Source organism: Flavobacterium sp. (genome assembly GCF_044341265.1).
In the GTDB taxonomy this organism is placed as follows: domain Bacteria; phylum Bacteroidota; class Bacteroidia; order Flavobacteriales; family Flavobacteriaceae; genus Flavobacterium.
In genome coordinates this window covers 1-11,363 of record NZ_JBIISA010000053.1, presented here as the reverse complement: position 1 = coordinate 11,363, position 11,363 = coordinate 1, and the positions used below count along the sequence as shown (strand labels likewise).

The 11,363-nt window shown below is 33.0% G+C and carries 7 protein-coding genes; all 7 read right to left on the bottom strand.

Features of this window, described 5'->3' with window-relative positions; genetic code table 11:
* Positions 1-68: 68 nt before the first annotated feature.
* The gene (locus tag ACIQ06_RS15650) at positions 69-3,002 is read right to left on the bottom strand and encodes a hypothetical protein (protein ID WP_396147863.1); all 2,934 of its coding nucleotides are present in this window, start codon (positions 3,000-3,002) and stop codon (positions 69-71) included.
* A 33-nt stretch (positions 3,003-3,035) separates the two neighbouring features.
* The gene (locus tag ACIQ06_RS15645) at positions 3,036-3,971 is read right to left on the bottom strand and encodes a T9SS type A sorting domain-containing protein (RefSeq protein WP_396147862.1); all 936 of its coding nucleotides are present in this window, start codon (positions 3,969-3,971) and stop codon (positions 3,036-3,038) included.
* Between the two features lie 72 nt (positions 3,972-4,043).
* Positions 4,044-5,084: a WD40/YVTN/BNR-like repeat-containing protein gene (locus ACIQ06_RS15640; RefSeq protein ID WP_396147861.1), complete on the bottom strand. Its 1,041-nt coding sequence runs from the start codon at positions 5,082-5,084 to the stop codon at positions 4,044-4,046.
* A 51-nt stretch (positions 5,085-5,135) separates the two neighbouring features.
* Positions 5,136-6,557 carry a kelch repeat-containing protein gene (locus ACIQ06_RS15635; RefSeq protein WP_396147860.1) on the bottom strand — a complete coding sequence of 474 codons (1,422 nt, stop codon included), beginning with the start codon at positions 6,555-6,557 and terminating at the stop codon, positions 5,136-5,138.
* Between the two features lie 418 nt (positions 6,558-6,975).
* A complete protein-coding gene (locus tag ACIQ06_RS15630) occupies positions 6,976-7,254 on the bottom strand; it encodes a T9SS type A sorting domain-containing protein (protein WP_396147859.1) in 279 nt (92 codons plus the stop codon).
* Positions 7,255-7,268: 14 nt separating this feature from the next.
* Positions 7,269-7,568, bottom strand: a complete 300-nt coding sequence (locus tag ACIQ06_RS15625; RefSeq protein ID WP_396147858.1) for a hypothetical protein — start codon at positions 7,566-7,568, stop codon at positions 7,269-7,271.
* A gap of 518 nt (positions 7,569-8,086) precedes the next feature.
* On the bottom strand, positions 8,087-10,987 hold the full coding sequence (locus tag ACIQ06_RS15620) for a class I SAM-dependent DNA methyltransferase (RefSeq protein WP_396147857.1): 2,901 nt from the start codon (positions 10,985-10,987) through the stop codon (positions 8,087-8,089).
* Positions 10,988-11,363: the final 376 nt, after the last annotated feature.

The window sequence follows — 11,363 nt, the reverse complement described above, 5'->3', positions numbered from 1 at the left end:
ATCGTTCTTTACTATTGTATCTGAACATCCATTTATATCCGTCACCTGAACGGTATGCAAACCTGAACTTACATTATAAAAAACATTGGACGTTTGTGGAGTACCAGAATCCAATTGGTATAAATAATTACCAGGGCTATTTGGAATAATAGTGATGGTCGGATTACTTGAAAACGGTCACTCACTATCCATTGAAAATCCGTTAAGCTGCTTGGATTTATGGTAGTTACTATTGTTTGGGTTGAGGCACATTGTCCTGCAGTAGGAGTAAAAGTATAAGTTCCGCTTGTAGTATTGCTTACTGTTGCAGGCGACCACGTTCCAACTATTCCATTTAATGAAGTTGTAGGTAATACTGGTGCTGTGGTTCCTGCACAAAAAGCAGGTATTGTATTGAATGTTGGTGTAACTAATGGGTTAACGGTTATTGAAATTGTCGTTATGGCTCCACATTGTCCTGCATTAGGAGTAAAAGTATAAGTACCGCTTGTTGTATTACTTACTGTTGCTGGCGACCATGTTCCAACTATTCCATTTAAAGAAGTTGTAGGTAATACTGGTGCTGTGGTTCCAGCACAAAAAGCTGGAATAGGATCAAAAGCTGGAGTGACTGAAGGATTGACAGTTATTATTATTTGAACTGGAGTTGAAGTTACACATTGTCCTGCATTAGGAGTAAAAGTATAAGTTCCGCTTGTAGTATTGCTTACTGTTGCAGGCGACCATGTTCCAACTATTCCATTTAATGAAGTTGTAGGTAATTCTGGTGCTGTGGTTCCTGCACAAAAAGCAGGCACTGCATTGAATGTTGGTGTAACTAATGGGTTAACAGTTATTGAAATTGTTGTTATAGTACCACATTGTCCTGCATTCGGAGTAAACGTATAAGTTCCGCTTGTAGTATTGCTTACTGTTGCAGGCGACCATGTTCCAACTATTCCATTTAATGAAGTTGAAGGCAATACAGGCGCTGTGTTTCCAGCACAAAAAGCTGGAATAGGATCAAAAGCTGGAGTGACTGAAGGATTGACAGTTATTGTTATTTGAACTGGAGTTGAAGTTACACATTGTCCTGCATTCGGAGTAAAAGTATAAGTTCCGCTTGCAGTATTGCTTACTGAACTTGGCGACCATGTACCTGTTACAGAGTTTGACGATGTATTTGGTAATGTAGGCACCGCTCCACCTGAACAAATACTTAATGAAGTTCCAAAACTAAATGTTGGTATTGTTTGTGGAGTTATCGTAACTACAAAAGTTGTTATAGTTGCACATTGTCCAGCATCAGGTGTAAAAGTGTAAGTTCCGTTATTGGAATTGTCAACTATAGCAGGCGTCCATGTCCCTGTGATAGAATTAATTGATGTATTTGGCAATGTTGGAACTATTCCACCTGAACAAATACTTAATGAAGTTCCAAAACTAAATGTTGGTGTTGTTTGTGGAGTTATCGTAACTGCAAAAGTTGTGGTTGTTGCACATTGTCCAGCATCAGGTGTAAAAGTATAAGTTCCGCTTGTTGTATTACTTACTGTTGCTGGCGACCACGTTCCAGCTATTCCATTTAATGAAGTTGTAGGTAATACAGGCACGGTGTCACCAGAGCAAATACTAAGTGTAGTACCAAATGCAAATGTAGGTGGTGTTGAGGAGTTTATTGTAACTATTATAGTTGCAATGGTATCACATTGATCAATAACCGAAACATTATAAGTTCCTGTACTCGTAAATGTATGTGTTGGATTAAGTAAGGTTGATGTATTATCGATTCCGCTATTTGGATCATCAAAATTCCATGAGAGACTGTTTATTCCAACTGTGCTTTGTAAAGTAAAAGTTGTTGGTGTTCCTAAGCATGTTCCTGTATATAGAATAGAGTTGTTTACTGGGTATGGAGGATCATCTGGATAATACACCCACTTGGGTAAACCAAGTCCTTGACCGCCATTAAAAAGATTCGGATTGAAATTACAAGCGTTACCTTGTTTATTAGGACAGTTAATTATACCAAGACCAAAATTTGCACTATTAACATAAATTTTATTATCAATACCCAATTGTAAAGAGCCATGAGGGGCAAATGATGATAATTCAAATGCCGAGTTTTGTATGCCTTGAGCAGTAGTTTGGGTAAGGTCGTATTGAATAATTTTATCAACATTAGCTGCGTATAGAAACTTACCATTTGGAGAAAACTCCAATCCGTATACTTGTCCACCATAAATAAAATTCCACATTACTGGATTTGAAACCTCTCCAGTTAAATTATTAAAATCAAACAATTCAACATTTGTTAAAGTAAAATTACTGTTTAGGACAAAACCGAGCACTATTTTATTGAATTGTTTATTTATTTTTAAGTGTCCTGATCCATATCCTGCAAAACTACCCACTGTACTAATTACTGGTGTGGTTTGAACTCCTGAATTAGTAATTTGAAAACTGATAAATTGATTATCTTTATGGGTAACCAACCAATAACTCAAGCCATCCGATGCTGGAACTACTTCGAGTTTTTCGAAGGTATTTTGGTATAATGGAATATTTTTTTGACCAGAAACAATATCACCCAATCCCCCATTTAAATTCATATCAACAAGACTATAAAATACACCTCCAGATAATGTCTCATTCTCTTGAACTGTTACAATATAAAATAAATTGGCACTAGAAGGTTTAGGAATAATTACGGCCGCTGTTATTGAAGATAAGTATGTAGATCCACCTAGCAAACCTGTTCCGTTGGGCATTACTTGGTTGTTAGTATTCCAAACAGTGACACCATCTGTATAAAACAATAGTGCTCCAGTTGTTTTGTCAGCGATAGATGCACTTCCTTCATAAGTAGAAATGGGTACCCCATTAAAAATACTTGGAGGATTAGTATTAAAATTTATACCTTGACCTGTACCAAAACGCCATTGGTTGTTTTGCTTTTGACTATATAAAAAACCAAAACATAAAAAAAACGAAACTAATAAAATTGGTTTAATTTTTTTCATAAAAAATTTCATTTGTATGATTGTTATTCGTTTTTAATTCTTCATGACTTTAAATGACTGGATTCTATTTTCCCCAATTGTTAAAAAATAGATTCCAAATGGAAGCTCATTTATGTTAATACTTGTGATTTCTGACTGCAATTTATCTGTCAACACGATTCTACCGACCTGGTCTATGATTTTGTAATTTTGTCCTAACAAAAGAGGATTTATTTTTACAGAAATGATATCACTTGCAGGATTAGGATATACTATTATTCCTTTTGTGAGAATAAAATCATCTAATCCCAAAAGATTGGTAAATATTAGAGTAATCTGATCATAGTAAAGCGTTGTTCTACCTTCAAACCCAGAATCTGTCCCAATACATACCCATACTTCGCCATTTGCATCAGTTGTAATAGTAAACAAATTAGTAGTGTTGTTTCTGTTTATTAGTGTGAATTGTGTGGTTGTGTCAGAAACACCAATGTGTCCAATTGTACCCATATCAACTCCAGGGACTGATTGGTTTCCCTTGTCGATATTCATTCTGTAGTCTCCTCCAATGATTATTTTATCGGGTTCAATTATTGAAGCTCCGGCTTTCATTGTTACTCCTTCTCCAGGAGCACCGCCAACTCCAACAGTATTGGTTGGAGCATTTGATGCAAAATTAACTTGAATTTGAAGCTGATAAGTTGTGTTTGGAATTAGACCCGTTATTTTACGTTTTATAAACATAAATAAATCATCACTTCGGTTAGTACCTGCTATCTTCAACGCGTATTTATTTGTGTTAAGAGGTGCAGGTAAAGTTGTCCTTGTATATTCAAGATCATATAAAATAGAATCCGCAGGAGGATAGTCTGCAAAATCTCCAATCCAACCATCATAACCAGTTATAAAGTCATAAGAGTATGTTTGAGCGTTTATACTCGTTGTAAATGCAATTGTGGCAATCACAAATAAAAGTTTGATTTTCTTCATTTTAAATTCTTTTTAAATGTTTAAATTCTTTTTTTATAACTCTTTTTAAATTTACACTCAGGGTAATACCATTTAAAATTCACCCTTCATCACATCCACACCAATTGCGTACCCATAAAATTTTCCATTGGCATCTTTGTAAATTTTAATTTTATTGCAAGCCATTCCTAAATTGACTTTCTTCCATGTTTTACCCCCGTCTTTGGTTTCGTATCCTGTATTCATGGTGCCAACAAAGCCGTGGTTTTCGTCAATAAACCCAATGCCAAATTCTCTTGCATTGGCATCTTCAACTAGATTGATTTCCTTCCAGGTTTCACCGCCATCGGTTGTTTTGGCAATGCGTTGTTGTTTCACCTTTGTATCTGGATTGTAAGATTGTATGGTTACATAGCCAACTTGCTTTGTTGGAAAGGATGCCTTCCAAGTACCTTCAAATAGTCGATTGGATTGGTACACTTTTTTCCAGGTTTTACCTGCATCGCTGGTTTTTAAAATTAAAGCATTCGATTTTTCTATATCTTCATCGGTAGCGGCACAAACAAAACCGTTATTCTTATCAAACATTTTAATATCGAGTAGCATCTTACAATCTTTATTCATACTGTTTGATGTCCAAGTAGCACCACCATCGTGTGATACCATCATGTTAGCAGGAGAACCTACACGACCTACTGCATAAATATGTATTTTGTAGTCTATTTTTCCGTGATTAATGTATTGTTCTTTTACAACATCAATTGCACAAAGGCCTTTAACATAAGGACCTTTATAGTCAACCGGCTTCCAAGTTTTGCCACCATCTCTGGTTCCATACAGTGGAATAGAGTCGGTTACGTTGGGAAAATAATCTGTTCCGACGGTGCCTGCAAAACCCGTGTTTTTGTCAATAAATGCTATTGTTCTAAAGAAAGTTCCTTTTTGTTCTAATTGTTTTTCCCAAGTTTCGCCTCCATTGCTTGTATGATATATTTTTCCGAAACCATTTACATACCAACCGTTGTCTTTATCAACAAAACTGATATCGTCTTGCTTTCCTGCATAAGTTGCGGTGGTTAGTTTTTTCCAACTTTGCTCTTGAGCAAATAATTTTGAACTAATTATTGAAATCATAAAAATAATTAGCATTTTAATTGAAGTATTCATAAGTAATTGTTTGTTTTATTAATTTGTAATGATTATTTTATTGGTAAAGATTTGTCCATTCTCGCCAGTAAATTGAATGATATAATTTCCTGAGGCTACATTGGGCAGTTTAAATTGAAAAGGTGATTCGCTAGCTTGTGCCAAATTGGAATTGAAAAGCAGCCAAGTTAATTTTCCATCAACGGATAAAAGTTCGGCTTTAATTACTTTATTTGGAATTTTTTCTAATGAAATGGAAACATAGCTACCAGATGGCGCTGGATTAGGATATAATTGAATTTGATGAAGCAAATTGTTTTGATTTGTGCTAAGTGTTGCATCATAAATAATTGCATCATTAAATGGTGCTGTTAACTCAATGTGCCCACCACTAAAAATAAACTTTCCTGAATTTCCTAATTCAGTAATTTCCATTCCGCTTCTTGACGATGGCAAATTAGAAAACGTTGAAAAAGTATTGTTATTTATATTATATAAATAGCTCTCATTAGTCACTCCTGCAGTAAAGTTGGGTAAAATCTTATTTCCTCCAGCTATTAATATGGATGAATTATATGGTACCATTGCGAATTCTGAACATGCAATTGGACCTGTGTTTACTGGAATAATTGCATCAATTGTTGGATCATAAACATCTAATTTATTTGAATATTGAAAAAGAGGAATACTGAATCCTCCATATATATAAACTTTACCATTTAATAATAATGCACTATGTGCACTTACTGCTAAGCTTAATGTTGAAGTTACTGTTCTCCATCCATTTTGTAAATTAAAAATATAAGCTTCATTTCTAGCAGCATATCCATCAAACCCGCCTGTAATTAATACCTCTCCGTTAGGGAGCAATGTAGAGGTGTGATTAATTAAACCAATTGGTAAGTTGCCTGCAAGAGTAAATGTGTTGGTATTGACGTTATATAAATAAGATGTAGTTAGGTAATTTAATGCCCCAGAACTCGCAGAAAGACCTCCTGTTAATAGCACTGTAGAATTATTTATGAGAGTAGAGCGCATTCTTTCTCTGCCCAATGAGTTGGGAAGGTCGGAAAGAATAGACCAAGTATCAGTTGTAGTATTGTATTGAAATATTTTGTTGGACTGCGAATTAGAACCATTTTGACAACCTCCAAATAGTATAACATTCCCATTGTTTAATTTCACGCATGTACTGTTACTTAGTCCTGCTGCATTGGGAATACTTGCTTTTGCTGTCCAAGTATTTAATGAAGGGTTGTATTCATATACACTATTGATATTAGCACCTGTTGCAATAGTTCCACCAAAAATCAGTATATTGTTATTTGATGATTGTGCCGTACAGTGTGCGTAGCGTGCATCAGGAAATGATGCTGTAGTTTGAAATTGACCAATAGAACTATACCAGCAGAGGTTAAATATGATAAAAACACTAACTGTTAAAATTTTTCTTTTTTTCATAATACAAAATATTTATAAATTATTAGATTGCCAAATTAATTGTTTACTACAAGTTAATAGTGCTTATAAATGACAGTATATGTTAGTTTTAGATATTTTTTTATTGCAGAATGAAACTTATCTATTCTCTGAAGTTTTCATGTTATAAAAAACAGGTTAAAGAATTGCTAAATTCTAATTAACCTGTATAATGCTTTAGGCAAAAGTTTTATGTTATTTTCTTATAAGAATTACTATTTTTTTTTATTTCTTATAGGCTATTGATTGATTTTGGATTACTAAATATAACACCAATGCAATAAGCATGTTGCTGAAGATAAAAAGTTGTCTTGCTATATCTTTTTTTAGATCGCTATTATAACTTGTTATAAATATGCTTTTTATGTGGTAAAACTATTCGATAAACTATAACTTTTAATTAGTTTACCATAATTTTCTTTACTTCTTTTCTGGTACCATCTTTAACAGTTACTAAATAAATTCCTGCCAGAATGTTATTCATTTGAATTTCTTGAGAAGAAACACCTGTTTTTCTAAACCTGCAAATTGTTTTGGTTAAAGGAAGATCAGTTAAAGTAACTAAATAAGAACCGTTGTTTGAAACTCCTAAAGCAATGGTTGTACACACAGTAGCATTTTGAACGGTGGATGTAGAAGCATTAAAAGTTTCCAAAGAAGTAATTTGACTATTTAGCAAATTAGTGTGTTGAATTAATATTCATCAATCTGAGCATTTTGACTTTCAATATTATAAACTAGTTTATCCAGCCAAAAATATGCTTCATTATCTGAATTTTCATCTAACACTTGATTAGCTGCTTGATTTACCAAATTTAATGGTTCATCAGGTTGAAATTTTCGTTCCTTAATAGCTATAGCTATTTTTTGCCAATTTTCTTGATAATTACCTTTATTTTCTATGGCATTTCTCGATTTTTGAATAGCATTGGTATAATGTTCATAATTAAAGAACTCCCTCAGAAAATTCCAAGTCAACTCAAATACTTCCATTTTATTTCTTTTTAAACATTTTTTATTCTTCAATATAATACACTAACATGTCATTTTTTCAATCTAATTTATATGCATTTTTCCTGTTGGGACAACAAATTTAAACCCCTTCTTAGGATTGGTAATTTCTGAAATAAAAATGATCATCGTTTGGCGGCCCTATTAAGTGACATTAACTTAACACTGACCATTACAAAAATAAGTTTTAATCAAACAGCGTTTATTCTAAATAAATCCTGTGCCTCGCCATTTCTTGAAACTGCTGCTATTGACTGCCCTTTATTCTGATTACTAAACGTCATTTTCAATGTAGTTGTTATAATTCTTTTTGCGGATACAATAAATACAATTGCGAAAGTAATAATTCTTTCTGAGGATTTAATAAATACAATTGCGGAAGTAATAAATACAAATGCGGACACAATAATTCTTTTTGCGGATGCAATAAATACAAAAGCGGTAATAAGAAAACTAATTGCTACCGCAATTAGTTTGTTTGCGGAGGAAACATTTCTTTTTTATGTTTTGTTATTTTTTTTCTTCGGTTTTTCTTTTGTAAATAAATCGGCTGTATATTTTTCGTATAACTCAAATAAGTAAACCATTCTGTTGGCTTCGCTTGTAAAAGGTGCAGTTCTGTACGCAGCATCTACAGCTTTGTCTAAGTCGTTATGTGCTTTTATTAATGTTGGTGGCATTGTTAACGGATTGTATAAATCAGCCAATGAACTTTTAGGAAAATTTGAACGAACTTCTAAAACTTTTTGTGCTTTTTCTTCAATTTGTTTTATTTGTTTTTCACTTGGATTTTCTGGAAATGGATAATTATTATAAACCAATTCATTTGAATATCTGTAACGACTTTCTAATCGTCCACAAATGGTTTTAACCCAAGCCATATGCATTGTTGACATCAAAATACCAAAATGTAAAAGACTTGCATTTGAAACAAACGAGCAACTATTACTCGGAATATATTCTGAATTAAAAAAACCTAAAGGTATATATCTCCTGTTTTCTGACGAATGTAATGGTATTAAAATAAAATCTGAATTTGGCTGTCTGTTTTCTCCAAATAAAGTAGGAAAATCGGCTAATTTTCTAGTTGCTTCTCTCGTGCTTTTATTTCTGTAATCTTTTACGTTTTGAATTCTTTTAGACGTTTCTGGCAAAGATTTTAAATCCGAAGGATTAATATCTTTTAACCAAAAGCACCATCTTTTTTCATTGTTTAGGAATTCTTTGGCACTTAAAAGTGGTTTAATATATTTTTCAGCATTTGGCTCTTTTTTAAGAAATTCGATTTTTTCATTATCTGTCAATATCAAAAATCCTCCGTCATTTGGCATGCTTCCAAATTTAATTTCAGGTATATTACAAATTGACTTCCTTCTTTTTTCTATAAAAATATCTTTTGCATCTACTAAATAAGCGTTAATGTTTTTTGCCTTAATTTCGTGTGCATCTCCTTTAATGTTTTCATAATCAAAAATACTTTTATTATTTGTATCGAAATTAGCAAAACCAACTATTACACAATAAACGGCTGCATTTCCTTTTGCTTCGTTGCTCCAACGAAAGGTTCGGTGCGCAAAATGAATTTTTATGCCAAATTTATTTAACATTTGTCCCCAAAGTATAGACGTTTGTTCGCCTTGAACAATTGAATTTGTTGAAACAAATGCAACTTTTATCTTTGTGTTTTGAATGTATTTTGCCGCTTTTATGTACCAACCAGTCACATAATCTAAAGTTCCACTTCCAGCAATGTTATCAAATTCTTTTACAATTTGATTTCTTTGAAATTGAGTCATTATTTTAGAACCAATAAACGGTGGATTTCCAATTATGTAATCAAACTTTATTTCGTTCGCAATTTCTCGTTTTTCATTGCCGTAAACACTAAACGTTTTGGTTTGAATATTTGCTGTTCCGTATTTTGGTGTTGGCTCTGCAACTATGTAAATATTGGTGTGTTGTACATTAACATCAATTGTATTTACTGGGTTTAATAAACTTTGCCAATCTACTTGCAGTGCATCTCCGTGAACAATATTTGCTGATTTGGTTAGAGGTATTCTGAATAATCTGTCGCCGGTTTCAATACTTGCAAACATATTCATTTGATGATCTATAAGCCACATAGCAACTTCTGCAATTTTTGAAGGAAATTCTTCGTATTCAATACCGTGGAATTGATCAACATTTACTTTGAAAAATAGCGAAATATCTAAAAATTCCATTTGATGAATTCTCTTGTTCAATTTTTGTAAAGTTAAAATCACTTGCAACTCTAGTATTCTTATCTCTCTGTATGTAATTATCAAAAAGTTTCCGCATCCACAAGCTGGGTCTAGAAATTTTAGATTAGAAATTTTATTATGAAAACGTGTTAATGAATTTGGGTCGTGTTTAAATTTTTCAAATTCAGCCCAAAGTTCGTCAAGAAATAGAGGTTTTATTAGTTTGAGAATGTTGGTTTCGCTTGTATAATGTGCCCCAAGATTTCTGCGTTCTTTTGGATTCATTACGCTTTGAAACATTGAACCAAAAATTGCTGGAGAAATTTTGCTCCAATCGATGTAACAACAATCTAATAATGCTTTTCGCATTTTGGTATCGAAACTTGCCATTGGCAAGATTTCTTGAAATAGTTTTCCGTTTACATATGGAAATTCAGCTAATTGTTCGTCAAGATTTTTGAAACGTTTTTCACTTGGCGTGTCTAGAACTTGAAAAAGTTCTTGTAATTTTGGTGCTAAATCGCTTCCGTCTTCGTTGGTGCGAAATTCTATATAATCTTGAAATTGTTGTTTGTTGAAAATTGTTGTGTCTTCGGCAAAAAGACAAAAGAGTAGGCGAACCAAATATACTTCTAACGGATGACCATCATAACCAATTTCTTTTAATCGGTCGTGAAGTTTACCCATTAATTCAGCCGCTTTTATGTTGGCTGGATCTTGTTCTTTGTACACTTTTTTCTGATAGCCAAGTAAAAAACCAAAACTTTGAACGTTGTTTACTAAATCTAAAATTTTAAATTCTACAATGTTTTCTTCTTCTAAATCGTAAAGTTTGAAGATTTCAAAATCTGAAACTAAAATGTATTTTGGTAATTCGTGTTGTTTTAAACCGTGCAAATAATCTTTAGCTTGTTGAAACGCTTTGTCAAGATTTTTTCCTCGACTTTTCATTTCTATTAAAATTGTTCCTTTCCAAAGTAAATCAATATAGCCATCACGTTCATCAAGTTTTTTAACTCGATGTTCAAAAGTTGCAACTTTCTTGCTGTAAACTCCAAAGATGTTAAAGAATTCTACTAAAAATGGTTTTGCGTCTGCTTCTTCGTTAGAATATTCTGCCCATTCTTTAGAAAACTTTACAGCTCGTTCTTTAATTTCGTTCCAACTTAATGCCATAATTTTACTTTTTCAAAACGCTAAAGTAATGAATTTTTTAGTTTATATTTTGGTGTTTTTTTTGTCGATTCTGCTTTAAGCGTTCCGTCGCTCTCGGGTTGCCACTAACGTAATGCCGCTTTGCGACAGTTGCTGCTTTTATCACAGGCGTAAACAAATATACCGAAAAGTTTGAAACGGAAAACTTTCCAAGAGCCAAAAAAAATTAAAGCCAAAAGCCAGCTGATAAGTCCCAAGCCCAGCAATTGGGCAAAACGGTTGTGCATGTTGCACAACTCAAATATACAAAACCTTGTAAATAAATTTGATTTTTTTTAAATTTACTCATGCAAGGAAAAAAGACATTTACACCACAGTTATTTGTATCGGTAAATTT

Excerpts from the sequence above, each read along its gene's own strand:
- ACIQ06_RS15620 (WP_396147857.1), bottom strand. The coding sequence starts at position 10,987 with ATGGCATTAAGTTGGAACGAAATTAAAGAACGAGCTGTAAAGTTTTCT.
- ACIQ06_RS15625 (WP_396147858.1), bottom strand. The coding sequence starts at position 7,568 with ATGGAAGTATTTGAGTTGACTTGGAATTTTCTGAGGGAGTTCTTTAAT.
- ACIQ06_RS15650 (WP_396147863.1), bottom strand. The coding sequence starts at position 3,002 with ATGAAAAAAATTAAACCAATTTTATTAGTTTCGTTTTTTTTATGTTTT.
- ACIQ06_RS15635 (WP_396147860.1), bottom strand. The coding sequence starts at position 6,557 with ATGAAAAAAAGAAAAATTTTAACAGTTAGTGTTTTTATCATATTTAAC.
- ACIQ06_RS15640 (WP_396147861.1), bottom strand. The coding sequence starts at position 5,084 with ATGATTTCAATAATTAGTTCAAAATTATTTGCTCAAGAGCAAAGTTGG.
- ACIQ06_RS15645 (WP_396147862.1), bottom strand. The coding sequence starts at position 3,971 with ATGAAGAAAATCAAACTTTTATTTGTGATTGCCACAATTGCATTTACA.